Origin of the sequence: Aurantimonas sp. E1-2-R+4 (assembly GCF_036549515.1) — a bacterium.
Classification (GTDB): Bacteria; Pseudomonadota; Alphaproteobacteria; order Rhizobiales; family Rhizobiaceae; genus Aurantimonas; species Aurantimonas coralicida_A.
The window spans coordinates 49,148-72,290 of sequence record NZ_JAZHLK010000003.1 but is presented as its reverse complement, the minus strand read 5'-3'; the positions used below and the strand labels follow the sequence as shown (position 1 = coordinate 72,290).

At 64.2% G+C, this 23,143-nt stretch carries 24 protein-coding genes; 6 read left to right on the top strand and 18 right to left on the bottom strand.

Annotation, left to right across the window (positions count from 1 at the left end; all coding sequences use genetic code 11):
* Positions 1–2: 2 nt before the first annotated feature.
* The 5 genes from VQ045_RS02500 to queF all read right to left on the bottom strand — a co-directional run bounded on the left by VQ045_RS02500 (position 3) and on the right by queF (position 2,942).
* A complete protein-coding gene (locus VQ045_RS02500; protein WP_331829050.1) occupies positions 3–272 on the bottom strand; it encodes a hypothetical protein in 270 nt (89 codons plus the stop codon).
* Between the two features lie 145 nt (positions 273–417).
* The gene (gene ribB / locus VQ045_RS02495) at positions 418–1,530 is read right to left on the bottom strand and encodes a 3,4-dihydroxy-2-butanone-4-phosphate synthase (RefSeq protein WP_331829049.1); all 1,113 of its coding nucleotides are present in this window, start codon (positions 1,528–1,530) and stop codon (positions 418–420) included.
* A gap of 195 nt (positions 1,531–1,725) precedes the next feature.
* A complete protein-coding gene (locus VQ045_RS02490; protein ID WP_331829048.1) occupies positions 1,726–2,031 on the bottom strand; it encodes a HigA family addiction module antitoxin in 306 nt (101 codons plus the stop codon).
* 42 nt (positions 2,032–2,073) lie between these two features.
* Positions 2,074–2,253, bottom strand: a complete 180-nt coding sequence (locus tag VQ045_RS02485) for a type II toxin-antitoxin system RelE/ParE family toxin (RefSeq protein ID WP_331829047.1) — start codon at positions 2,251–2,253, stop codon at positions 2,074–2,076.
* Between the two features lie 227 nt (positions 2,254–2,480).
* Positions 2,481–2,942 (bottom strand): preQ(1) synthase, encoded by a 462-nt coding sequence (queF, locus tag VQ045_RS02480; RefSeq protein ID WP_331829046.1) that lies wholly within the window; start codon positions 2,940–2,942, stop codon positions 2,481–2,483.
* 231 nt (positions 2,943–3,173) lie between these two features.
* Here queF and VQ045_RS02475 point away from each other — a divergent pair, with 231 nt between their 5' ends.
* Entirely contained in the window at positions 3,174–4,472 is a 1,299-nt protein-coding gene (locus tag VQ045_RS02475) for a bifunctional alpha/beta hydrolase/OsmC family protein (RefSeq protein WP_331829045.1), read from the top strand.
* Positions 4,473–4,505: 33 nt separating this feature from the next.
* Here VQ045_RS02475 and VQ045_RS02470 read toward each other — a convergent pair whose 3' ends face one another.
* The 10 genes from VQ045_RS02470 to uxuA all read right to left on the bottom strand — a co-directional run bounded on the left by VQ045_RS02470 (position 4,506) and on the right by uxuA (position 15,885).
* Positions 4,506–4,922, bottom strand: coding sequence for a hypothetical protein (locus VQ045_RS02470; RefSeq protein ID WP_331829044.1), 417 nt, complete (start codon positions 4,920–4,922; stop codon positions 4,506–4,508).
* Positions 4,923–5,051: 129 nt separating this feature from the next.
* Positions 5,052–6,206: an osmoprotectant NAGGN system M42 family peptidase gene (locus VQ045_RS02465; RefSeq protein ID WP_331829043.1), complete on the bottom strand. Its 1,155-nt coding sequence runs from the start codon at positions 6,204–6,206 to the stop codon at positions 5,052–5,054.
* Positions 6,207–8,015, bottom strand: a complete 1,809-nt coding sequence (gene ngg / locus VQ045_RS02460) for an N-acetylglutaminylglutamine synthetase (RefSeq protein WP_331829042.1) — start codon at positions 8,013–8,015, stop codon at positions 6,207–6,209. It abuts the gene before it with no gap.
* A gap of 7 nt (positions 8,016–8,022) precedes the next feature.
* Positions 8,023–9,798 carry an N-acetylglutaminylglutamine amidotransferase gene (locus VQ045_RS02455; protein ID WP_331829041.1) on the bottom strand — a complete coding sequence of 592 codons (1,776 nt, stop codon included), beginning with the start codon at positions 9,796–9,798 and terminating at the stop codon, positions 8,023–8,025.
* A 227-nt stretch (positions 9,799–10,025) separates the two neighbouring features.
* Positions 10,026–11,303: a hypothetical protein gene (locus VQ045_RS02450; protein WP_331829040.1), complete on the bottom strand. Its 1,278-nt coding sequence runs from the start codon at positions 11,301–11,303 to the stop codon at positions 10,026–10,028.
* On the bottom strand, positions 11,290–13,128 hold the full coding sequence (locus tag VQ045_RS02445; RefSeq protein WP_331829039.1) for a carbamoyltransferase family protein: 1,839 nt from the start codon (positions 13,126–13,128) through the stop codon (positions 11,290–11,292). Before VQ045_RS02445 ends, VQ045_RS02450 begins: the two co-directional genes overlap by 14 nt.
* 1 nt (position 13,129) lies before the next feature.
* On the bottom strand, positions 13,130–13,279 hold the full coding sequence (locus VQ045_RS02440) for a DUF5989 family protein (protein WP_331829038.1): 150 nt from the start codon (positions 13,277–13,279) through the stop codon (positions 13,130–13,132).
* A 9-nt stretch (positions 13,280–13,288) separates the two neighbouring features.
* Positions 13,289–13,693, bottom strand: coding sequence for an SxtJ family membrane protein (locus VQ045_RS02435; protein WP_331829037.1), 405 nt, complete (start codon positions 13,691–13,693; stop codon positions 13,289–13,291).
* A gap of 93 nt (positions 13,694–13,786) precedes the next feature.
* On the bottom strand, positions 13,787–14,692 hold the full coding sequence (locus tag VQ045_RS02430) for a sugar kinase (protein ID WP_331829036.1): 906 nt from the start codon (positions 14,690–14,692) through the stop codon (positions 13,787–13,789).
* Positions 14,689–15,885, bottom strand: a complete 1,197-nt coding sequence (gene uxuA / locus VQ045_RS02425) for a mannonate dehydratase (RefSeq protein ID WP_327624226.1) — start codon at positions 15,883–15,885, stop codon at positions 14,689–14,691. The genes VQ045_RS02430 and uxuA overlap by 4 nt, the downstream gene beginning before the upstream one ends.
* A gap of 132 nt (positions 15,886–16,017) precedes the next feature.
* On the opposite strand from uxuA, the gene VQ045_RS02420 reads away from it, so the two are divergent.
* On the top strand, positions 16,018–16,767 hold the full coding sequence (locus VQ045_RS02420) for a Crp/Fnr family transcriptional regulator (protein ID WP_327624310.1): 750 nt from the start codon (positions 16,018–16,020) through the stop codon (positions 16,765–16,767).
* 33 nt (positions 16,768–16,800) lie between these two features.
* Here the strand turns inward: VQ045_RS02420 and hemN are convergent, their stop codons facing one another.
* Together hemN and VQ045_RS02410 are read right to left on the bottom strand one after the other, a co-directional pair.
* Positions 16,801–18,156 carry an oxygen-independent coproporphyrinogen III oxidase gene (gene hemN / locus VQ045_RS02415; protein WP_327624227.1) on the bottom strand — a complete coding sequence of 452 codons (1,356 nt, stop codon included), beginning with the start codon at positions 18,154–18,156 and terminating at the stop codon, positions 16,801–16,803.
* Complete coding sequence (locus VQ045_RS02410) at positions 18,149–18,634, bottom strand: hemerythrin domain-containing protein (protein ID WP_331829035.1); 486 nt, start codon at positions 18,632–18,634, stop codon at positions 18,149–18,151. Before VQ045_RS02410 ends, hemN begins: the two co-directional genes overlap by 8 nt.
* Before the next feature lie 225 nt (positions 18,635–18,859).
* Here VQ045_RS02410 and ccoN point away from each other — a divergent pair, with 225 nt between their 5' ends.
* From ccoN to ccoP, 4 genes are read left to right on the top strand one after another with little or no spacing between them, the layout of a single operon-like run.
* Entirely contained in the window at positions 18,860–20,500 is a 1,641-nt protein-coding gene (ccoN, locus tag VQ045_RS02405) for a cytochrome-c oxidase, cbb3-type subunit I (protein WP_331829034.1), read from the top strand.
* Between the two features lie 11 nt (positions 20,501–20,511).
* A complete protein-coding gene (gene ccoO / locus VQ045_RS02400; protein ID WP_331829033.1) occupies positions 20,512–21,309 on the top strand; it encodes a cytochrome-c oxidase, cbb3-type subunit II in 798 nt (265 codons plus the stop codon).
* A gap of 10 nt (positions 21,310–21,319) precedes the next feature.
* Positions 21,320–21,475, top strand: coding sequence for a cbb3-type cytochrome c oxidase subunit 3 (locus tag VQ045_RS02395; protein ID WP_327624231.1), 156 nt, complete (start codon positions 21,320–21,322; stop codon positions 21,473–21,475).
* A 3-nt stretch (positions 21,476–21,478) separates the two neighbouring features.
* On the top strand, positions 21,479–22,351 hold the full coding sequence (ccoP, locus tag VQ045_RS02390) for a cytochrome-c oxidase, cbb3-type subunit III (RefSeq protein WP_331829032.1): 873 nt from the start codon (positions 21,479–21,481) through the stop codon (positions 22,349–22,351).
* Between the two features lie 10 nt (positions 22,352–22,361).
* Here the strand turns inward: ccoP and VQ045_RS02385 are convergent, their stop codons facing one another.
* Positions 22,362–23,045, bottom strand: coding sequence for a DUF2270 domain-containing protein (locus VQ045_RS02385; protein ID WP_331829031.1), 684 nt, complete (start codon positions 23,043–23,045; stop codon positions 22,362–22,364).
* Between the last annotated feature and the right edge of the window lie 98 nt (positions 23,046–23,143).

Below are 23,143 nucleotides of genomic sequence, written 5' to 3'. Positions count from 1 at the left end.
TCTCACGCGGCACTCCGCCGGGGGGCGTCGGCGGTCCGCCGCCGGATGTCTCGAAGGGTTGCCAACTCGGCCGGCGTCGGCGGTGGCGTCTCGCTGCAATCATCAGCGTAGCGCACGCTCCAGCCGCAGCTGGCGGCGATCGCCACGCGCGTCGCGCCGGGATGGGGGCGCCAGGCCGCCGCGTCGGTGACCAGCAGCGTTGGGCCCTGGGTGGTCAGGTCGGAGTCTTCGCGATCGGTCCCGCCTTTGCCATCGTCCCGCTGCCCGCCCATGCCGCCCTCATCAAACCTGGAACGACTATGTGACACTGGTGTCGCATGTCTCGCAACCCGCGGTCTCCGAGACCTTTGCCGAACGCGACGGGCCGCCCGGCGCTATCCTACGCGGGCGCGGCTCGCCGCCCCTCGGCAGGGCCGGTCAGTCCTCGACCAGTATGGTGCCGGCGACCTCGATGCCAAAGCCGGTGAGCCCGACATAGGCCCGCTCGTGCGTCGCCAGAACCGAAATCGACCGGATGTGGAGGTCGCGCAGGATCTGGGCGCCGACGCCGATCTCGCGCCAGCGCTGCTGGCGTTTCAACGCGCTGCCGTGGCGTTCGCCGTCGGCGTGATCCGCGACGGCGTCGCCGGCTTCGAAATCGTCGACATTCGGGGTTCGCAGGAGCATCAGAACCCCGCGCCCGTGGCTTTTCAGCTGGTCGACGGCGACCTCCACCCAGGTCTTCGCCTCGCGGGTGCGGCCGAACAGGTCGAGCACCGGCTGTTCGCGATGGATGCGGGTCGGCACCTTTTCGCCGTCGCGCACGTCGCCGAAGACGGCGACGACATGCTGCATCTGGTCGAACGGGGTTTCATAGATACGCACCTGGGCGGCCATGCCGCCGACGGTCATCGCCTCCTCCTTGACGCAGGTGACGAAGGACTCCCGGCGGATGCGATAGGAGATGAGGTCCTCGATCGAGATGATCTTCAACCCGTGTTCGCGCGCGAAGGGGATGAGTTCGGTCAGGCGCTTGACCGTGCCGTCGTCATTGACGACCTCGGCAAGCACGCCAGCCGGCTCCAGCCCGGCGAGCTTGGCGAGATCGGTGCCGGCTTCGGTATGGCCGGAGCGGGTCAAGACGCCGCCGTCCCGCGCGATCAGCGGGAAGATGTGGCCGGGCCTCAGAAAGTCGGTTCCAGCGCAATTGTCGTTGGCCAGCGCCCGGACGGTGTTGGTCCGCTCCTCGGCCGAAATGCCCGTCGTCATGCCGACCTTGTAGTCGACCGAAACGGTGAAGGCGGTACGCATCGGATCGAGATTGTTGGCGACCATCGGCGGCAGATTCAGCTTGTCGGCCCGTTCCGCGGTCATCGGCACGCAGATGATTCCGCTGGTGTGGCGGATCATGAAGGCCATCCGCTCGGGCGTCGCCTTCGACGCCGCCATGATCAAATCGCCTTCGTTCTCCCGGTCGGTGTCGTCGACGACGACCACCGGTTCCCCCGCCGCGATCGCTGCGATCGCGTCTTCGATGCTGTCGAGTTCCATGCTTGTCCCCGCTAAATCCCTACAGCGTCCTAAGCCGAAGCGGCGCGCCGTTCAATGGCGACGGACGCAGCGTCAGCCGCGGCCGCGATAGGGCGGGACACCCTGATCGGGCAAAAAGACGCCGTCGGGCGGGGGCATCCCGCCCGACCTGTGGTGGTCGAAGTGGAGGCGGCCGACGAACCTGAAGCAGTAGGGTTACGCTGCTTTTATCGCGCGGGGAACGATCGCCGCGATCTCAGCCTTTTTCGCTTCTGATGCAATTTTCAGATCATAGGACTTCTGGAGATTCAGCCAGAAGTCCGGAGTGGTTCCGAAATAGCGACCAAGGCGCAAGGCGGTATCGGGTGTGACCGGCGTGGTTTCGCGGGACAGGCGTTCGATCCGTGGACGGGAAAGGTTGATCGCTTTCGCCAACGCGTAGGGAGTCAGCCCCAGCGGCAGGAGATATTCCTCGCGAAGGATTTCGCCGGGATGGATCGGACGGGACAGATTGAGTGCCATCTTGCCCTCCTTGGCATGGCGGCGATCGGATAAGCTCGATCGTTAAACATGGTAATCGGTGATTTCGACATCCTCTGAACCAGCCGCAGTCCAGCGAAAACAGATTCGCCACTGATTGTTGATACGAACCGAGTGTTGGCCTTTGCGGTTTCCCTTGAGCGTCTCCAGCCGGTTTCCCGGCGGGGAGCGAAGATCGTCCAGAACCGCAGCGTCCTCGATCATTTGTAGCTTGCGTTCGGTTGCTGGCACCAAGTCGGCGGGAACCCTTTGGCGACCTTCCCATCGCCTATCGCTTTGGCGTGCTTGCCCTTAAATGAAAGGATCATGGCCGCTCCGAACGTGTCTCAACATGACACGAATGCGCGGAGAGGTCAATCATTAGTATCGCAGCATGATACGCCCTGTCCCGAAAGGCACCTATGATCAGTTCAATGGCAAAGCATCCGCCGTCAGCCGCGGCCGCGATAGGGCGGGACGCCCTGATCCGGCAGGTAGACGCCTTCCGGGGCTGGGCCGGTCTGCCAGAAGACATCGATCGGGATGCCGCCACGCGGATACCAGTAGCCGCCGATCCTGAGCCAGAGCGGCTTCGTCGCTTCGACGATGCGCCGACCGACGGCGACGGTGCAGTCTTCGTGAAAGGCGCCGTGGTTGCGGAAGCTGGTGAGGAACAGCTTCAGCGATTTCGATTCCACCAGCCGTTCGTCCGGCGCGTAGTCGATCACCAGATGGGCGAAGTCCGGTTGTCCGGTCACTGGACAGAGCGAGGTGAATTCCGGGCAGGTGAAGCGGACGATGGCCGGTGCGCCCTCGCCGCGCCGATAGGGCACGGTTTCGAGAACCGCTTCGTCGGGCGATGCCGCCGGGCGGGCGTCGCGGCCGAGCTGGGAGAGATCGTCAGGCTGGACCATTGTGGCTTCCAATCGGAGATATTTGTGCGGATCGGAGCCATGTAGGTGGATCGGCCAGCGGTTGATAGAGGAGGCGGGGATCGGCGAACCCGCGTATCTGATCGTGTTCGCCGCGCGCGATCGGCAAAAGAAAATTCTGCCTCCGGATCATGTGACCGTCGGGACCTGCCGGCGCGCGCCGAAAGTGGCTATCGTCCAGCCCATCGTAACAAACATCGGAGTCTCAGCGGCATGAGCGATTCGATCCTGCGCGTCGACTTCCAAGGCCATTCCGGCGACGCCCTATCGGCTCGGCTCGACATGCCGCTGGGCCCGGTGCGGGCTTATGCGCTCTTTGCCCACTGCTTCACCTGTTCCAAGGACCTTCAGGCGGCGCGGACCATCGCCAATTGCCTCGCCGGGCAGGGCATCGCCGTGTTGCGCTTCGATTTCACCGGCCTCGGCTCCAGCGAGGGCGAATTCGCCTCGACGAACTTTTCCTCCAACGTCGCCGATCTGAAAAGCGCCGCCGACTATCTTCGGGCCAATTTCGCGGCGCCGAAAATCGTGATCGGCCATTCGCTGGGAGGCGCGGCCGTTCTTGCCGTTGCCGGCGACATTCCCGAGGTCAGGGCGGTGGTCACCATCGCGGCGCCCGCCGAAGCCAGCCACGTCGAAAAACAGTTCGCGGCCCATGTCGACGCCATCCAGGCCGAGGGGGCGGTTGCCGTGAAACTGGCCGGCCGCCCCTTCACCATCCGCCGGCAGTTCCTGGAAGACATTCGCGGCACTCGCCTGACGGATCGCATCGCGACGATGCGCAAGGCGCTGATGGTGATGCATTCGCCGGTCGACGAGTTCGTCGGCATCGACAATGCCAGCGCGATTTTCACCGCGGCGCGCCACCCCAAGAGCTTCGTGTCGCTAGACGGCGCCGATCACCTGTTGACCAAGCGCGCCGACGCCGAGTTCGCGGCCGAGGTCGTCGCCGGCTGGGCAACCCGTTACATCGGGCCGGAAAAGCCCCAGGGCGAGACCGAGATCGAGCATGTCGGCGTGCGCGAGACCCTCGGCGGCACGTTCCAGAACGCGGTCCATGCGGGGCGTCACCGGCTGATGGCCGACGAGCCGGAAAGCGTCGGCGGCCTCGACAGCGGACCATCGCCCTACGACTTCCTGTCGGCGGCGCTGGCCAGCTGCACCTCGATGACGCTGCGCATGTACGCCGATCGCAAGAAGCTCGATCTCGGCCGGATCACGGTCGATGTCGCGCATCGAAAGGTGCACTTCAAGGACTGTGAGTCCTGCGCCGAGGACGAGCGGGCGCGCGACGGCAAGATTGATCAGTTCACCCGCCGCATCCACATCGAGGGCAGTGTGCCTGATGGGCTTGAAGCCAAGATCCTGGAAATCGCCGACAAATGCCCGGTTCACCGCACGCTCAAGGCGTCCTCGAAGGTGGCGACGACCCTGGTGGAATCCGACGCGGCGACGCGCGATGCAGCGGATCCGATCGATCGCGCCGAGGCCTTTGTCAAAAATGGGCTCTGACGACGGCAGCGGGTCTCGGCGCCTCGGTTGACCTCAGCCGCCCGGCGGCAGCCGGTCCCGTACATCGCCGCCGGCCTTCCGCCAGCGCACCTCATCCTGATAGAGGGCTTGCCATTCGCTCGCTTCCGCTGCCGTGCGGCGCAGATCGATGCGTGCCTGACGCAGGCGCAGCCGCAGCATCATCACCACGAGGGAGACGAGGACGATCGCCAGGAAGAACCCGCCGATGAGGGCTTCGCGTTTGAGCGGATCGGCAACCGGCTCCGTGACAACGATGGCGGCGACGGCGAGAAACGCCGCGGTGAGGAAGACAAGCAGGCTTCGCGACAGGAGCAGCGACAGGAGGGCGAGAATCAGACCCATGATCGCGATGGAGGGATGGGCCGCGGCGGTCGCCTCGATATCGCGCCACCACGCCTCGGCCAGCGTCAGGATTTTTTCGGACGTCATGCCTATCATCCCCTGTTGTCGGCGACGCGGTGCCACACCGGACCCCGGTATTCGATATTATCGCGGTCGCGCGATCTTATGAACAGCGAGAGGTTCGACGCCCATTGGATCCGGCGGGACGGCAGCGCGTTACTCGGCGAGGTGGGAATCCTCGGCGAGCGCCTGCTCCGCCTCGACCGCCGGCTGCCGGGTGAATCCCTGGATACCTGCATGCTGGTTGCGATCCCGCTCGATCTCGACCGGCGAGGTGGCGTAGGCGGTGACGAGTTCGGCGAGCGAGCGCAGCGCATGCATGTGGATGCGTTCATAGCCATGCGAGGCGTCGACGCCAAAGGTGATCAGCGCCGTGCGCACGTCGTGCCCTGCCTCGATCGCGGAGGCGGAATCGGAACGATAGAAGCGGAAGATATCCTTCTGGTAGCGGATATCCTCTTCCTGGCAGAGCCGGACGAGTTTCTTGGTCAGGTGATAGTCGAACGGGCCGGTCTGGTCGGCCATGGCAATGGTGACGCCGAATTCGGAGGAATTCTGGCCTGGCGCCGACGTGCCGTTGTCGACCGCGATCATCGAGGCGACGTCGGGCGTCAGGATAGAGGCGGCGCCGACGCCAACCTCCTCGGCGATGGTGAACAGCCAGTGCATGTCGACGGGCGTCGATGCCTCGGCGCGCTCCATCGCCTCGATCGCGGCGAGCATGACCGCGACGCCGGCCTTGTTGTCGAGGTGACGCGAGACGATGAAGCCGTTGTCGAGAAACTCCGGCTGCGGGTCGATCGCAACGGTATCGCCGATCTCGATGCCGAGGGCCTGCAGCTCGCGCACGTCGCGGCCGAGTGCGTCGACCCGCAACTCCACGAAATCCCAACCGACCGGCATGGTGTCGATCTCGTCGTTATAGGTATGGCCGGAGGCTTTCAGCGGCAGGATCGTGCCGCGATAGGTGCCGGATTCGGTGAACAGCGTCGCGCGCGCGCCCTCCGCAAAGCGCGCCGACCAGTGGCCGATCGGCACGAGTTCGAGGCGGCCGTTCTCCTTCAGGCGTTTGACCTGGGCACCCAGCGTATCGAGATGGCTGACGATCGCCCGCGCCGAGGCCCGGCGCGAGCCTTGCCGGAGCGCCGATATCGCGCCGCGCCGGGTCAGTTCGACGGTCAGCCCGAGTCGCTCCAGTTCCTTGGCGACATGGCGAACGACGGTGTCCGTGTAGCCGGTGGGGCTGGGGATATCGAGAAGCGCCTTCAGCTGGTCCGTCAGATACTGCGCATCGATGGCAAGCCTTGGCACCTAGTCGTCCTTCCTGGATTTACGTTTGTGAGACCTGGCGGCGCGCACTGAAAACGGGATCGACAGGGGAAACAAGAGGTCGATGAACCGCTCCGCCGTCGGTTGCGGCTCGTGATTGGCAAGCCCCGGCCGTTCGTTCGCCTCGATGAAGACGTAGTCCGGCAAGTGCGGCGCCTTGACCATCAGGTCGATCCCCGTCACCGGGATTTCGATCGCCCGGGCAGCGGCGACAGCCGCATCGACGAGAACCGGATGCACCTCGCCGGTCACGTCGTGAATGGTGCCGCCGGTGTGAAGATTTGCGGTCTTGCGAACGGTGATCCGCTCGCCCTTCGCCGGAATGTCGTCCAGGGCGTGACCGGCATTCCTGACGCAGCGCTCGGTCTCCGCGTCGAGCGGCACCCGGCTTTCGCCGGCGGTAGCCGCCGCCCGGCGCCGGGACAGATGTTCGATCAGTTCGCGCACGCTGGATCTGCCGTCGCCGGTGATCTGGGGCGGCTTGCGCAGGGCGGCGGCGACCAGGCGATAGTCGATGACGATCAGCCGGAGATCCTGGCCCTCGAAGCAGGATTCCAGCAGCACCCGGTCCGATTGCTCGCGCGCCGCGGTGATCGCGGCTTTCGCGTCCTCGACGGTTTCGATGCCGACGGCAATGCCGCGGCCCTGTTCGCCTCGCGCCGGCTTGACGACGATCTGGCCATGCCGGGCGATGAAGGCGGCAAGCGCCTCGTCGCCGCCGTCCGCCTCGATCTGCTCGGGGACCGCGACGCCGGCGGCCTCGACCATGCGGCGGGTTACCGATTTGTCGTCGCAGATCGACATCGCGATGGCCGAGGTCAGCTCCGACAGGCTTTCGCGGCAATGGATCGTGCGACCGCCCTGGGTCAGGCGGAAGAAGCCTCCGGCCGCGTCGGTCACTTCGGTATGGATGCCCCGCCGCCGCGCCGCGTCGACGATGATCCGGGCATAGGGGTTGAGGCTGTCGTAATCGGCGCCGGAACCGGTGAACAGCTTCTCGTTGATCTCGTTCTTGCGCTTCACGGCGAAATACGGAACCCGGTAGAAGCCCAGCTTGTCATAGAGCCCGATCGCCAACTCGTTGTCGTGCATGACCGACAGATCCATGAACGCACAGCCGCGCGCCTGGAAATGCTCGGCCAGCCGGCGCACTAGCGCCTCGCCGATGCCGGGATGCGTGGCCTGGGGGTCGACCGCAAGGCACCAGAGCGAGGAACCATTCTCCGGGTCGTTAAAGGCGCGCCGATTGTGGACGCCGGTGACCGTGCCAAGAATTGCGCCGGTGGTTTCGTCCTCGGCCACAAAGTAGGTCAGCGCCCGGTTATCTCGATTCGACCAGAAGAAGGATGGATGCACCTGCACCATGGCGCGGCTCTGGTAGATGCGGTTGACCTCGGTCGCGTCCTGCTCGGAGGACAGGCGCCGGATGAAATAGCCGCGCGGCCGGCGCGGATCGCTGCGATAGGTCGAAAGATCGAGACGGTAGGTGTGCGAGGGATCGAGGAACAGCTCCTGCGGCGCGTGGCTCAAAAGCACATGCGGGTCGCGTGCGTAGAACGCGATATCGCGGCGATCGGGGCCTTCCTCGCGCAGGCTGCGCACGAGCTCCGTCGGGTCCTCGAAGGTCTGGGCGAAGACCAGCCGCCCCCAACCGCAATCGAGATAGGCGTTTTTCTCGGCCGCCGGCACATTCGGATCGTGCCGGCCGATCGGCGCCTTGATGCCGTCGGTGCGCATCCGCTTCAGCCGGTGGTCGATATTGGGCTGGGTCCTGGGCCGGTGATCTGCCATAGCGGCGCTAGATCCCTTGCTGCTGGAGCCAAAGTTCGAGAAGCGCGACCTGCCAGAGTTCCGAGCCGCGCAGCGGCGTGATGTGGGCGGCCGGATCGGCGAACAGCGTCTCGAGATAGTCGCCGCGGAACAAGCCGCGCGATTTGGCGCTTTCGGAGGTCAGCGTATCACGCACCATGTCGAGATAGGGGCCGGAGATGTATTTGAGCTGCGGAACCGGGAAATATCCCTTCTTGCGGTCGATCACCGCCGACGGGACGATCTGACGCGCGACTTCCTTGAGGACACCCTTGCCGTCCTGCTTCAGCTTTTCGGCCGCCGGCACGCGCGCGGCCAGTTCCACCAGCTCGTGGTCGAGGAAGGGCACCCGCGCTTCCAGTCCCCAGGCCATGGTCATGTTGTCGACCCGCTTGACCGGATCGTCGACCAGCATGACGTGGGCGTCGATCCTCAGCGCCTTGTCGACGGGGTTTTCCGCGCCCGGCATGGCGAAATGCCGCTCGACGAATTCGCGGCTGACGTCGGTCTCCGTGTGCCATTCCGGCGAAATGTGGCTCTGCAGCCGCTCATGCGAGCGGTCGAAGAACGCATGGCTGTAGGCGGCCAGCGAATCATTGGCGCCGACCATCGGCGGATACCAGTGATAGCCGCCGAAGATTTCGTCGGCGCCCTGGCCGGACTGGACCACCTTGATGTGCTTGGAAACCTCGCGCGACAAGAGGTAGAAGCCGACATTGTCGTAAGAGACCATCGGCTCCGACATCGCCGCGATGGTGCCGGGCAGATGCTCCATCAGTTCCGAGCCGGGCACGAAGATCTTGTGGTGCTCGGTGCCGTAGTGATTGGCGATCAGGTCGGAGAACTCGAATTCGTTGCCGACCTCGCCATTGGCATCCTCGAAACCGATCGAGAAGGTGTTGAGGTCCTTCTGCCCGGCCTCTGCCAGAAGCCCGACGATCAGCGAGGAATCGACGCCGCCCGATAAAAGCACCCCGACCGGAACGTCGGCGACCATGCGGCGAGCGACCGCGGTCTTGAGCGATTCCAGCACCATGTCACGCCAATCGTTCGACGACAGCTTGTCGTCGCCTGGGCGTGGTCCGAATTCGGGCACCCAGAACATGTCGTCGTCGAAGCTGCCGTCCGCCTCGATCAGCCGCGTCGTCGCGGGGGCGAGCTTGCGAACGCCCTTGAGAATAGTCAGCGGCGGCGGCACCACGGCGTGGAACGTCATGTAGTGGTGCAGCGCCTCGCGGTCGATCGCGGTATCGACGTCGCCGGTCCTGAGAATCGCCGGCAACGAGGAGGCGAAATAGAGGCGCCCGGCGTTCTGCGACAGGTAGAGCGGCTTGATGCCGAAGCGGTCGCGAGCAAGCAGCACCCGGCCAGAGTCGCGCTCGTGGATGGCGAAGGCGAACATGCCGTGGAAGCGCTTGACGCAATCGCGTCCCCAGGCGTGATAGGCCTTGAGGATGACCTCCGTGTCGCCATGCGAGAAGAAGCGATAGCCCTTGCCTTCAAGCTCCTTGCGCAGCTCCGGATAGTTATAGATGCAGCCGTTGAAGGCGATGGTGAGCCCGAGTTCGGGGTCGACCATCGGCTGCTCGGCCTTGTCGGAGAGGTCGATGATCTTCAGCCGCCGGTGGCCGAGGCCGACCCGGCCGCGCATCACCTGGCCGGAGCCGTCCGGACCACGCGGAGCCAGGCAGTCGCCCATGCGCTGAAGCCGCCCGGCCGAGGCCTTTTGCCCGTCGAACCGGATTTCACCGCATATGCCGCACATTTTGCCTCCGAACCATCACGCCCTGCACCGCGGTCCAGAAAACGACCTTTCGCGGTACTTCTGATCCGAGACCATATAGGCAGCGGCCCGCAACATGAACCGCAACGGCCGAATTTCTTCCGCGCCGCAAAATTGCCCGCGAGAGAGAATGAGGGCTCCACGGCCGGCCGGGGCTCGGCGAGCAGGATCGTCCCGCTCAAAGGCGCCTGATCACCGCGGCTTGGCGATCATTCTACGCCAATGGTTTCGGCGATCGCGTCGCCGACCCTGCCATATGGCTCTTCGCTGTAATGGGCGCCGACCGGCGGGAAATCAGCCAGGCCATTTCTGTCGATCAGCGGGCGTGCGTCGAGCAGCTTGTAATCGCGGTTTCCGGCCCGCTCTTTCGCGTAGGCGGTCACGAAGTCGAGATAGGTGTCCGTTCGCCAGTCCGACCGCCAGTATTCCGAACCCGGCAGCAGCGCGATCACCGGGACGCAGGTGCCGTCGCATTGCTCGAACAGGGCGTCGATGGCCGCGCGGGTGGCGTCGGGCGTGGTGAGCGGGTCTTCGGTCTCCGATTGCCCGATTGTCGCAAGCATGCCGCGGAGCGCCCTCAGCTTGACCAGGCCGGCGACTTTTTCTCGGCTGTCGATCTGCTGGAGATATTGGACGAAAGCATTCCCGAAGTTCGCGCTCGCTTGGGCGGAAAAATCGGCCTTCACCTGTTTCTGGATGTCCGGAAAGGTCAGGTCGACGCGGTCGCAGTCGATCTTCGGTGTCAGGCCGGATGTCGGCTCCATCAACGGTCGGACCGCGCGATAGAAGTCGCGCCCCTGCTGGTCGATGCCAGAGCGGCTGTAATGGGCCGCCGGCGTTCCATGCTGGCGGGTGCTATAGGCGTCGTCAGCGTCGATCTGGACGTTGTCGTTGGGAAAGAACACGAGCACGACGTAAGCCGGTTCGACTATCGGGACGAAGGTGTCGAGCAGCGCGCGGTAGTGATTGGGGCCGTTGCTCCCGGTGCCGATATTGACGACATTCTTGCCGGTTCGCTCGGCTACCCGGTTCGACAAGACATAGGGCTCGTCCACACAGGCCCCTTGGACGAAGGAATCGCCGACGAAAAGGACGTCGACCGGCCGGTCCCAGTTTGCATCGTCGTTGCGAAAGCCGAAGCGATCGCTGGTATAGCGGACGAAGCCATTGCCTTCGTTGCAATAGGCGGTGGCCGTGTGCGGAATCGGGCCGGGCGGCAAAAAGCCGGTGCTCTCCGAGATCGACCGGTACCTCTCCTGACGCAAAAGGTCGGGATAAAAGATCTGCACATGATCCTGCGACAGGCACTGGCGGAAATAGGCGGCGTCGATGTCGCGCGCCTCCGCTTCCAGGCGCTGGCGTTCCTGTTCCGGTTGGGTTCGGCGGAAATTGTCGAAGTCGAGATAGAGATTGGCGAGAAAAATGCTGCCGGCGAGCAGCGCGATATTGACGAACAGGATGGCAGCCCAGCGCTTAATCGAGCTCATAGGCATCCCGGTAGGAGGCGTTCTCGGCGGCGGTCTGCTCTTCCTTGAACAACAGGCAATTGCCGATCGCCAGGACATCCAGCCCCGTCCCCATGAAACACCGGAAGGCATCCTGCGGCGTGTTGACGATCGGCTCGCCGCGGACGTTGAACGAGGTGTTGACCAGGACCGGGCAGCCGGTCTGTGCATTGAACGCGCTCAGCAAGGCGTGAAAGCGCGGATTGGTGTCGGCGCTGACGGTCTGGATACGGGCCGAATAGTCGACATGGGTGACGGCCGGAATCTCCGAGCGGGCGACATTCAGCTTGTCGATTCCGAAGAGGCTGTTTTCGCTTTCCGACATCGCCCGGCGCCGCGATTTGCGGACATCGGCCACCATCAGCATGTAAGGGCTGTCGCCCTCGATCTCGAACCATTCGCCGACATGTTCGCGCAGGACAGCCGGCGCGAACGGCCGGAAGCTCTCGCGAAACTTGACCTTCAGGTTGAGCGTCTTCTGCATCTGCCCGGAGCGGGGGTCGGCCAGGATGGAGCGTCCGCCAAGCGCCCGCGGGCCGAATTCCATCCGTCCCTGGAACCAGCCGACGGCCTTGCCGCTAGCGAGTTCCGTTGCCACGGAGACGACCAAGGCATCCGAATCCGTGACCGAATACACGGCGCCGCATGCGTCGAGAGCAGCTTCGATCGCTTCTTGCGAAAATTCCGGGCCGACATAGGCGCCGCGCATGGCGTCCGGCGTTTCCGGCTGGCGCGGATGGCCCAATTCGCAGTGCCAGGCGGCCATAGCGGCCCCGACCGAGCCGCCGGCGTCGCCGGCCGCCGGCTGAATCCAGATGTCGTCGAACCGGCCGTCGCGCAGGATCTTGCCATTCGCGACGCAATTCAACGCGACCCCGCCGGCCAGACAGAGATTGCGGATGTTGAATTCCTCCGCCAGGGAGCGGGTCATGCGCAGGATGATCTCTTCGGTCACCGCCTGGAGGGATGCCGCAACGTCCATGTGGAACTGGGTGAGACGATCGGTCTCGGGATTGCGCGTCGGTTGGCCGAACAATGCCGCGAAGGCCGGGCCGGTCATTGTCAGGCCGGTCGCGTAGGTGAAATAGCTCTGGTCGAGACGAAACGAGCCGTCCGGCTTCACATCGACCAGCTTTTCGAGGATGAGGTCGGCGAAACGCGGTTCGCCATAGGGTGCCAGGCCCATGACCTTGTATTCGCCGCTGTTGACCTTGAAGCCGAGATAATAGGTGAAGGCGGAGTAGAGCAGGCCGAGCGAATGGGGAAAGTGTAGTTCGCGGACCATTTCCAGCTTGTTGCCGCGGCCGATCGAGACGCTGGTTGTCGCCCATTCGCCGACGCCATCCATGGTCAGCACCAGCGCCTCGTCGAATGGTGAGGGGAAGAAGGCGCTCGCCGCATGGCCCTGATGATGTTCCGCGAACAGAATCTTCTTGCGGCATGCTTTGTCGGCGCCGGCGTCCTGCAGCTCATCGCCGATCATCGATTTCATGAACAGCTTCTCGCGAAGCCAGATCGGTATCGCCCGTCGAAACGACCCAAATCCTTTCGGCGCATAGGTCAGGTAGGTTTCGATCAACCGTTCGAATTTGAGGAACGGCTTGTCGTGAAACGCGAAATGGTCGACGTCGTCGATCGATACCCCGGCCTCTTCGAGGACGTAGTCCAGGGCCTGCCGCGGAAAGCGCGAATCGTGCTTCTTGCGGGAGAAGCGCTCTTCCTGGGCCGCGGCAACGAGCCGTCCGTCCACGACAATCGCCGCGGCGCTGTCGTGGAAATAGGCCGACAGCCCTACGATGACCGTCATCTTAGAACAGCGTGTAGATGAAGGGTGCGACGGCCGAGCCTTGCGTGATGACCAGCAAGCCACCAAACAGGAAGAGCGTTATGAAAGCCGGGAAGAGCCAGTATTTCTTGCGCCTTCCCATGAAATGAAAAAATTCGGCGATGAACGACATGGCTTTTCCTCAGAACTGGCGATCCATGGCGCCTGGTTGTTCGTCGCGTTCGATCCAGTAGCTCGTTGCCGACCTGTCGATGCGCCGGTTCATCGTATCGACGCCAATCACGCGCAAGAAGAGTCCGCTGGGTAGTACCACCACTCCATAGAGCAGCGTCATCACGACCGGTGACACGATATGGCCGAGAAGTACGCCGAGGCGCGACCAATACCGGTTGGGCAGCGCGAAGATGGCCGGCCGGGCGAAGGCCAGGACGAAAAAACCGGCTGACAGGAACGCTGCCCACAAGCGAACGGAGCCGCCGGACACGAGCGGCCAAAAACTGACGAGCAATAGGACGGCGCCGAAGGTGAGCGCGAAGCTCCGTTCCGACGATACCTTTGCGTCCGCGTGACTTTGGTTGTCGAACAAGACTGTCTTTCCGCTCAGGCCGTGACTGTCGTCCGGTCTGTAGCGAAAGGGGTGTCAGCAAGTCAATCTTCGTCGCTGCGCATCGCCGCCGCTCTATCGCATCAACGCGCCGTAGTGCTGGACGACCTGCGCGGCCAGCGCGTGGCCTTTGCGGGCGGCGTCGATCGGCGGCAGGCCGTCGAGGCGCGCGGCGAAATAGGCCGCGCTGAAACTGTCGCCGGCACCCGTTGTGTCGAGCGCTTGCGCGACGGCCTCAGCTGCGACCTGTTCACGCGTATTGGCATAAGCGACGAGTGCCGGATCGGGGCCATCCTTGACCACCACCTCGTCCGCACCGAGGCCGAGATAGCGGTCGGCGGTTTCAGCCAGAGAGGCATCGCCAAACGCGGCTTTCTCGTCGGGAAAGCTCGGCAGGCAAATCGTCGAGACGCCAGCGGCGGCTTTGATCGAACGGCGCATTTCGGCGGGATCGGGCCAGAGGCGTGGGCGGATATTGGGGTCGAAGGCGACGGCTTTCCCGGCGGCCTTCGCCGCGCCGAGCTTTTCGAGCAGCGCGTTTCGATCCGTGGCCGGCAGGATCGCCAGGGTGATGCCGGAAAAATAGAAGGCGTCGCCGCCCGCGAATGCCGCTTCGAGGTGGCCGGGATCGGCGGCGAGTTGCTTCGCCGCGCTGGTGTCACGCCAATAGGAGAAGCTGCGCTCGGCGCCGTCGAGATGGATCATGTAGAGCCCCGGCATGGCCCCATCGATGCGCCGCACCGGGGTCGTCTCGATACCGGCCTCGGCGAAGAAGGCGAGCATCTCGTTGGAGGTGGGGTCGGTGCCGAGTGCGGTCAGATAGGCGACCCGCCAATCCGCGTCGAGCTCGCGGCGCAGGTACCAGGCGGTGTTGAAGGTGTCGCCGGCAAAGCCCTTGCGGTAGAGACCCTCTCCGGCCGAGGCGAGCTCGATCATGCATTCGCCGATCGCAACGATGCGGCGGGTCGAAGCGGGGGTCACGACGCGCTTCCTTCCAAGGCTTCGATGGCGGCCATGACGCCGCGCAGTTCCGCAAGGCCGCGCATCCGCCCGATCACCGGATAGCCGGGATGCGTGCCCCGGCCGATATCCGACAGAAGCTCGTGGCCGTGATCGGGCCGCATCGGGATCTGCCAGTCGGCGCGGCCCTCGGCCCGGCGGCGGCGCTCCTCGGCCATCAGCACGCGCACCAGCGCCACCATGTCGATGTCGCCGGCGAGATGATCGGCCTCCTCGAAGGAGCCGTCGGCATCCTTGGCGACGTTGCGCAGATGCGCGAAATGGATTTTGTCGGCGAATTGCTGGGCGATACCCGGCACGTCGTTCAAGGGATTGGCGCCCAGCGAGCCCGAGCAGAGCGTCAGGCCGTTGGAAGGGGAAGGAACGGCATCGAGCACGAAGGCGATGTCCTCGGCATTGGAGACGATGCGCGGCAGCCCGAAGAGCGGTCGCGGCGGATCGTCGGGATGGACGCAAAGGCGCATGCCGGCCGCCTCTGCTGTGGGAATGATCGCTTCGAGGAAGCGTTTGAAATTGGCGCGGACGTCGTCGCGGGTGACGCCGTCGTAGCGCTTCAGGATGTCGCGGAGGCCGGGCACATCGTAGCGCGCATAGGCGCCGGGCAGGCCGGCCATGATCGCCGCGAGAAGCCGCTCGCGATCGGCGGCATCCGAGGCATCGAACCACGCCTTGGCGCGATCGAGAACCTCGGGTGAGACGTCCTCCGCCGCCCCCGGCCGCTCCAGCATGAAGACGTCGAAGGCGGCGTATTCGTGCAGGTTGAAGCGCAGGCTCGTACCGCCACCGGCCAGTGGCGCGGCCAGTTCGGTCCGCGTCCAGTCGAGCAGCGGCATGAAATTGTAGCAGACCGTGTCGATGCCGCGGGCGGCGAGATTGCGCAGCGACTGCCGGTAGGTCTCGAACAGCGGCTCCAGATCGCTGTCGCCGAGCTTGATTCGCTCGTGCACCGGCAGGCTTTCGACGACGCGCCAAGTGAGACCCAGCGACGGGTCCGCTTCGATCAGCGCCTGGCGGGCCGCAATCGCCTCGATGGGCCAGACCTCGCCATAGGGGATCTCGTGCAGGGCATTGACGATGCCGCGGGCCCCGGTCTGGCGGATTTCGGCCAGAGCGATCTTGTCGGCCGGACCGAACCAGCGCCACGTCTCCTGCATATGTCCCCCTGTTGGCCGTTGGAATCAGGTGTCAGCCGGCTCGCCCGTCCGTTCGATAGCAAACAGGGTTTGAACCGCAAGCCTATCTTCTTTAACACTGCCGCTGGGAGGAATGGCGTGGATGATCAAATGATGGCCCAAACTTCCCCGGTCGAGCGGCTGGATATTCACAACTCGGAACTCCCAGTCCTATGCCGCGCCTGCGAAGCACGGCATCGGGGCGTCTGCGGCGCGCTGTCACCGGATCAGTTGATCACGCTCAGCAAGCACACGTCCCGGCATGCCTATGGCAGCGATGAAGAACTGGTGCCTGCCGGCGAAGGCGCGCGCCGCTATTCCAACATTCTGAGCGGCGTGGTGAAGCTGACGCGGTTGATGGCCGACGGGCGCCAGCAGATCGTCGGCCTGCAATTCGCGCCGGACTTTCTCGGCCGCCCCTTCAAGAGCCAGACGGTGGCCTCGGCCGAAGCGGCGACAGGAGTCACCGTCTGCTCCTTTCCCAAGAGTATCATCGAAGAAATGGTCGCCACGACGCCGGAGCTCCAGCATAAGCTGCACGAGCAGTCCTTGAAGGAACTCGACGAGGCGCGCGAGTGGATTCTCACGCTCGGCCGCAAATCGGCGGCGGAGAAGGTGGCGAGTTTTCTGTTCCTGATCGCCTCCCATATCGATCCCGAGCAGTTGGGGGCTGACGGTCCCATCTGCTTCGAATTGCCGCTCAAGCGTGCCGACATCGCCGATTTTCTCGGTCTCACCATCGAGACCGTCAGCCGCCAGATCACCAAACTGCGAAGGACCGGCACGATCGTCGTCGAGCACAACCGAACCGTCACCGTGCCCAACCTGCGCCTGCTGCAGGAGTGCTGCGAAGTCGACCGCTGAGACTGGGCGTCTCGGCCGGCGTGGTCGCCCGCTTCACACCGCCTTGGAATACCGGAATGCCGACGTCTTCAGATGCGCGTCGAACCGGGCCGCGACGATGCGCGTGAACGGCCGGGCGTCGTCCGGGATCACGAAGCGGTCGGCCTCGACGCGGCAAAGCCCGTCGGTGTCGCTTGTGGCGATCATGCGGGCTTCCGCGATATAGGGCGCGGCGGCCGCGCCGAATCGGGCTTCCAGGTCGGCAAAGCAGACGGCGAAGTCGCACATCAGCCGTTCGATCCAATAGGCGCGAACGCGGTCGTCATCGCTCAGCCGGTAGCCGCGCCCGACGGGGAGACGGTCGGCGTCGACGGCAGCGCGATAGGATGCGGTCGGAACGATGTTCTGTACGTAGCCGTCGCGAAGCCGTCCGATCGAAGAGGCGCCGAGCCCGATCATCGTTGCGCAGGCGTCCGTCGTATAGCCCTGAAAATTGCGGTGCAGCGTGCCTGTGCGCGCCGCTTCGGCGAGCGTGTCGTGCGGCAGCGCGAAGTGATCGATGCCGATCGCCGCGTAACCGGCCGCGACCAGCGCCGCCTCGGCGAGGCGCGCCTGTCGGAAGCGCTCCGTCTGATCCGGCAAATCCTCGTCCCGGATCATCGTCTGATGCTTCTTCAGCCACGGCATGTGGGCATAACCGAACAGCGCGATGCGGTCCGGCGCGAGATCGACGACCTTCTCCAGCGTTGCGGCAAGCCGCCTTTCCGTCTGCAACGGCAGGCCGTAAAGGGCGTCGATATTCAGGGAGCCGATGCCGATCGCGCGCAGGCTTGCGATGACCTCCCGGGTCAATTCGAAGCTCTGGGGCCGATTGATGGCGGCCTGCACGGCGGGATCGAAATCCTGAACGCCGATGCTCGCCCGCGTCATGCCCAGCGCCGTGAGGCCGTCGAGCGTGTCGTCGGTGACGTCGGACGGGTCGATCTCGACACTGATTTCGGTCGCCGCGTCGATCGTGAAGGCCTCACGAAGAGCGTCGGACAGGCGTTGAAAGTCGCCGGAGCGCATCAGGCTAGGGGAGCCGCCGCCGAAGTGGAGTTGCGCCACCGGTGCCGGAAAACCGATCGCCCGCGAGACCAGCGCGATCTCGCGCAACAAGGAGGCGACGTAGTCCGCGACCGGGCCATACTGCCTGGTATGTTTGGTGTGGCAGCCGCAGAACCAGCACAGCCGGTCGCAATAGGGAACGTGGATATACAGTGAGACGCGCTCGCTTTGGCCGATCGCGCCCAGCATCTCGGGCAGCAGCGTCGGGCCGAGATCGGCCTCGAAATGCGGCGCCGTCGGATAGCTCGTATAGCGGGGAACCGGCTCGCTGTAGCGGGCCAGGATCAATGCTGGATCACGCACCACGACTCACCTCGATCTGTTTCAGCAGCGGGACGATTTGGGCCTTCTCGAAAGCGATATGGCGTCTCATGCCGCCGAAGAAGCCGCGCAGCATGTAGCCGAGGGCCTCGGGATTGCGCGGTTCGAGACCGCTGACGAAGCCGATGAGCGCTTCCGCCAGCTCTTCGGCGAACATGTCGTCCTCCCAGTGCTCGAAATGGAGGCTCTCCAGCGCTTCCTTGATGTCCGCGTCCCGGGCGAAGCGTGATTTCAGGAGCGGAAACAGTACGGATTCCTCGAAATCGTGAGCACTCATGACGGTCGCGCAAAGGCTGCGCGCGACATGCAGCGCATCCTGGCGATCGACATGGTCGGGCAGATGGTCGGCGATGTCTTCCAAGCGGTGGCACAGGTCCGACAATACTCGGAAATGACCGTTGAGCCGGCTGACGAGGCTCTCGCCGCCCTGCGAAAAAACGCCGGCACCGATCGACCGCAAGGGGGCGGCTCCACGCCCTATCGCGCGTCTTCGTTGTGCCCTGGATCGCATTTCTAGACTCCGGCGGCGGTCATCGGCTGGACCATTCATAGACGTCGGCAGGCACTAACCTCCTTGATCCAAGTCAAAGCAAAGGTTTTTGGACGCTGGCAAAGAGCAAGCGGACGTCGCGGCGTCATCAAGGCTGGCACGTCGCGCCGCGAGGGATTTTGGAGAACATTGATCATGAAGAATCAGGTTGAGGCGATTCTGGTCGGCCTGGGAGCGCTGCTGGCGTTGCTCGGCGCAGCCTTCGCCAGGGATGCGCTGTTCGAGGCTCACGCCTGGGTGCTGTTTTTCGTTTTGGCCGTCGCCACCATCATCTTGCTGCGGCGGATCGAATTTTCGGCGCTGCCAATCTCCGGCGTGGGAAAGCGGGACCCATCGCAGGCCAGCGAGGCGGGCTATGCCGACGACGTCGTGCGCTACGGCGTCATCGCCACGCTGTTCTGGGGGATCGCCGGCTTTCTCGTCGGCGTGATCGTGGCGTCCCAGCTCGCCTGGCCGGAACTCAATTTCGAGCCGTGGCTGAATTTCGGTCGGCTTCGCCCGCTCCATACCTCGGCGGTGGTCTTCGCCTTTGGTGGCAACGCGCTGATCGCGACATCGTTCTATGTTGTCCAACGCACCACACGCGCGCGTTTGTGGGGCGGCGATCTCGCCTGGTTCGTCTTCTGGGGCTATCAGCTGTTCATCGTGCTGGCCGCGACCGGGTACTTGCTCGGCATCACCCAGAGCAAGGAATACGCCGAGCCGGAATGGTATGTGGATCTCTGGCTGACGGTCGTCTGGCTGGCCTATCTCGCGGTGTTCCTCGGCACGCTGATCAAGCGTAAGGAACCGCATATCTACGTCGCCAACTGGTTCTATTTGTCCTTCATCGTGACCGTCGCCATGCTGCACGTGGTCAACGGGCTGTCGATGCCGGTCTCGCTGCTGGGTGCCAAGAGTTATTCGGCCTTCTCGGGCGTGCAGGATGCGCTGACCCAGTGGTGGTACGGGCACAACGCCGTCGGTTTCTTCCTCACCGCCGGCTTCCTGGGGATGATGTACTATTTCATCCCGAAGCAGGCGAACCGTCCGGTCTATTCCTACCGGCTGTCGATCATCCACTTCTGGTCGCTGATTTTCCTCTACATCTGGGCGGGGCCGCATCATCTCCATTACACGGCGTTGCCCGACTGGGCGCAGACGCTGGGCATGGTGTTCTCGGTGATGCTGTGGATGCCGTCCTGGGGCGGCATGATCAACGGTCTGATGACGCTTCAGGGCGCCTGGGACAAACTGCGCACCGATCCGATCCTGCGGATGCTGGTGATCTCGGTCGCCTTCTACGGCATGTCGACCTTCGAAGGCCCGATGATGTCGATCAAGGCGGTCAATTCGCTCAGCCATTACACCGATTGGACCATCGGGCATGTGCATTCCGGCGCGCTTGGCTGGAACGGCCTGATCAGTTTCGGCGCGATCTACTTCCTGGTGCCGAAGCTATGGGGACGCGAACGGCTTTACAGCCTGCGTCTCGTCAACTGGCACTTCTGGCTGGCCACGCTGGGCATCGTGATCTACGCGGCGGTCATGTGGGTTGCCGGCATCATGCAGGGGCTGATGTGGCGCGAATACGGGGCGGACGGCTACCTCGTCTACTCCTTCGCCGAAGTCATCGCGGCCATGTATCCCTACTACGTGCTGCGCATGCTGGGCGGGCTGCTCTACCTCAGCGGCGCGCTGGTCATGGCCTTCAACATCTACAAGACGATCCGCGGCGACGTGCGAGTTGAGGCCCCGATGGGCCGCGCGACAGCCGCCGCGCAGCCGGCCAGCTAAAGGGGATGAGTATGAGCAAGAAAGACGACGACTCCGCGCTGAAGGGTGCTCTCCCGGAGGTCAAGGCCGATCCCATAGCCCGCGGCCTCTTGTCCCGGCACGGCGTGATCGAGCGCAACGCCACGCTTCTGCTCGTCCTGTCGCTGCTGGTGGTCAGCGTCGGCGGGATCGTCGAGATAGCGCCGCTGTTCTATCTCGAGAACACGATCGAGAAGGTGGAGGGCGTGCGGCCCTACTCCCCGCTCGAACTGGCTGGCCGCAACATCTACATCCGCGAGGGCTGCTACACCTGCCACAGCCAGATGATCCGGCCATTCCGCGACGAGGTGGAACGCTATGGCCCTTACAGTCTGGCGGCGGAGTCGGTGTACGATCATCCATTCCAGTGGGGCTCGAAACGTACGGGACCGGATCTGGCCCGCGTCGGCGGCCGCTATTCGGACGAATGGCAGGTCCAGCACCTGACCGATCCGCGTTCGGTCGTGCCGGAATCGGTCATGCCGACCTATGCCTTCCTGCGGAAGGAGCTGGTCGTGGAGGATCCGGCCGGGCATCTCGTTGCCAACCGCCGCGTCGGAGTGCCCTACACCGATGCGATGATCGAGAACGCCGCGACCGACCTGCGCGCCCAGGCGGACCCGGAGGCCGACACGTCGGCGCTTCTCGATCGCTACCCCAAGGCCGTCGTCAGCGATTTCGACGGCGATCGGCAAAAGCTCACCGAAATGGATGCGCTCGTCGCCTACCTGCAAATGCTCGGAACGCTGGTCGACTTTTCGGCCTACGAGCCTGAACTCAACGACCGGTAAGGGCCGAAAGATGGATTTCGAATACCAGAGCATGCGCACCTTCGCCGACAGCTGGGGTCTTTTGTACCTCGTACTGATTTTCGTCGCCGTCCTCGCCTGGGTCCTGCGACCCGGCGCACGCAAAGCGGCCGACGAGGCCGCACGCATCCCGTTCAAGGAGGACTGATCGATGGCGGACGAAAGAGAGATCGACCCGGTCACCGGTGTCGAAACGACGGGCCATTCCTGGGACGGTATCAAGGAACTGAACAATCCGATGCCGCGATGGTGGCTGTGGACGTTCTACGCGACGATCGCGTTTTCGCTGGTTTACGTTGTGCTCTATCCGGCTTTGCCGCTGATCAATTCGGCGACGAAGGGTGTGCTGGGATGGTCGAGTCGCGCCGATCTGCGCGCCGACATCGCAAGCGCGCAAGCGCGCAATGTCGATCGCATCGAGGCGATCAAGGCATCGTCCGTGACGGACATCGCCGCCGACGAAAATCTGCGCCAGTTCGCGATCTCCGCGGGCAACGCGGCCTTCAAGGTCAATTGCGTCCAGTGTCACGGCTCCGGCGCGGCCGGCAGCGCCGGCTATCCCAACCTCAACGACGACGCCTGGATCTGGGGTGGCGGCGTGGAGGATATCTACACGACCATCCTTCACGGCGTGCGCTACGGCGACGATGACGAGACCCGGATATCCGAGATGCCTGCGTTCGGCCGCGACGAAATCCTCGACCGCGAGCAGATCGCGGCGGTCGCAGCCTATGTGCGCAAGCTCTCCGGCCAGGAGGCGGACGCTGCGGCCGCCGCGAGCGGCGCGACCGTCTATGCCGACAACTGCGCCGCCTGCCATGGCGAGGCGGGCGAGGGTGTCCGCGAGCTTGGGGCGCCACGCCTCGCCGACGCGCTCTGGCTCTATGGCGGCAGCCAGAGCGAGATCATGGCACAGGTAGGCACACCGCAGCACGGTGTCATGCCGGGCTGGGGCGGACGTCTGGGTGAGGTGACAGCCAAGCAGCTCGCCGTCTACGTCCACAGCCTTGGTGGCGGTGAATAGGGAGTTGAACTCAGCCCATCGAACTGGATGACGATCCGCGTGATTTGAATTTCGCCGCGTCGCTGCGGGCGATCCAGATCGCGATCGTCATCCAGCTTGCGACGTAGAAAACGCCGATGGCCAGAACCGCTTCTCCCGGGAAGGGGCCGATGTCGGCGCGTTCGACGAACTCGGTCAGGGAGCCGACGCCGGTGGGATGCACCAGCAGCTTGCCGATATAGGCGGCCGTCTGGATCAACAGGATCCAGAGGTAGTTTCTGCGAATCCGCCGGCCGATCGCTGTCGCCTGACTGATATGATAAACCGGCCGGAGATAGTTGTCGGCGAGGACTTGCGTCCAGCCGTTCTCGGTGTGCAGATCGCCGTCCTGCAGCATCGGCGCGTAGAAATTGTTTTCCATCCAGCGCGCCCGTGCCCGCCAGACATTGAAATAGCGATATCGCCGCGCCTCGAGCAGCAGAAAAAACAGAATCAGGATGCCGACCAGGACCAGTGGCAGCGGTGAGGCGTTGGGCGATGAAAACGCGATCGACAGAGCGATGCCGAGCGTGACGACAGCCCAGTTCGTCGTGGTGTCGAGCCGGGTCCGCCAAATCGTCGAGCGATAGATCTCGCCGCGATAAAGATGGGCGAGCGCGCCCATCTCGGAATTGCTGAAATCGCGTGCGGCCGCGGGTTCCCGGACGGAATCCATTGCTTCCTCCCTGCCTCGCCGCACGCCTAAAGTGTCTCACGGGGCGGAGCGGGGGTCAAAGCGGCTGGTTGATCTGGGTCAAGGATCGACGGCGCCAT

Coding starts and splice junctions, on each gene's coding strand:
- VQ045_RS02500 (WP_331829050.1), bottom strand. CDS start 272: ATGGGCGGGCAGCGGGACGATGGCAAAGGCGGGACCGATCGCGAAGAC.
- ribB (WP_331829049.1), bottom strand. CDS start 1,530: ATGGAACTCGACAGCATCGAAGACGCGATCGCAGCGATCGCGGCGGGG.
- VQ045_RS02490 (WP_331829048.1), bottom strand. CDS start 2,031: ATGGCACTCAATCTGTCCCGTCCGATCCATCCCGGCGAAATCCTTCGC.
- VQ045_RS02485 (WP_331829047.1), bottom strand. CDS start 2,253: ATGATCGAGGACGCTGCGGTTCTGGACGATCTTCGCTCCCCGCCGGGA.
- queF (WP_331829046.1), bottom strand. CDS start 2,942: ATGGTCCAGCCTGACGATCTCTCCCAGCTCGGCCGCGACGCCCGCCCG.
- VQ045_RS02475 (WP_331829045.1), top strand. CDS start 3,174: ATGAGCGATTCGATCCTGCGCGTCGACTTCCAAGGCCATTCCGGCGAC.
- VQ045_RS02470 (WP_331829044.1), bottom strand. CDS start 4,922: ATGACGTCCGAAAAAATCCTGACGCTGGCCGAGGCGTGGTGGCGCGAT.
- ngg (WP_331829042.1), bottom strand. CDS start 8,015: ATGGCAGATCACCGGCCCAGGACCCAGCCCAATATCGACCACCGGCTG.
- VQ045_RS02455 (WP_331829041.1), bottom strand. CDS start 9,798: ATGTGCGGCATATGCGGTGAAATCCGGTTCGACGGGCAAAAGGCCTCG.
- VQ045_RS02450 (WP_331829040.1), bottom strand. CDS start 11,303: ATGAGCTCGATTAAGCGCTGGGCTGCCATCCTGTTCGTCAATATCGCG.
- VQ045_RS02445 (WP_331829039.1), bottom strand. CDS start 13,128: ATGACGGTCATCGTAGGGCTGTCGGCCTATTTCCACGACAGCGCCGCG.
- VQ045_RS02440 (WP_331829038.1), bottom strand. CDS start 13,279: ATGTCGTTCATCGCCGAATTTTTTCATTTCATGGGAAGGCGCAAGAAA.
- uxuA (WP_327624226.1), bottom strand. CDS start 15,885: ATGCAGGAGACGTGGCGCTGGTTCGGTCCGGCCGACAAGATCGCTCTG.
- VQ045_RS02420 (WP_327624310.1), top strand. CDS start 16,018: ATGGCCCAAACTTCCCCGGTCGAGCGGCTGGATATTCACAACTCGGAA.
- ccoN (WP_331829034.1), top strand. CDS start 18,860: ATGAAGAATCAGGTTGAGGCGATTCTGGTCGGCCTGGGAGCGCTGCTG.
- ccoO (WP_331829033.1), top strand. CDS start 20,512: ATGAGCAAGAAAGACGACGACTCCGCGCTGAAGGGTGCTCTCCCGGAG.
- VQ045_RS02395 (WP_327624231.1), top strand. CDS start 21,320: ATGGATTTCGAATACCAGAGCATGCGCACCTTCGCCGACAGCTGGGGT.
- ccoP (WP_331829032.1), top strand. CDS start 21,479: ATGGCGGACGAAAGAGAGATCGACCCGGTCACCGGTGTCGAAACGACG.
- VQ045_RS02385 (WP_331829031.1), bottom strand. CDS start 23,045: ATGGATTCCGTCCGGGAACCCGCGGCCGCACGCGATTTCAGCAATTCC.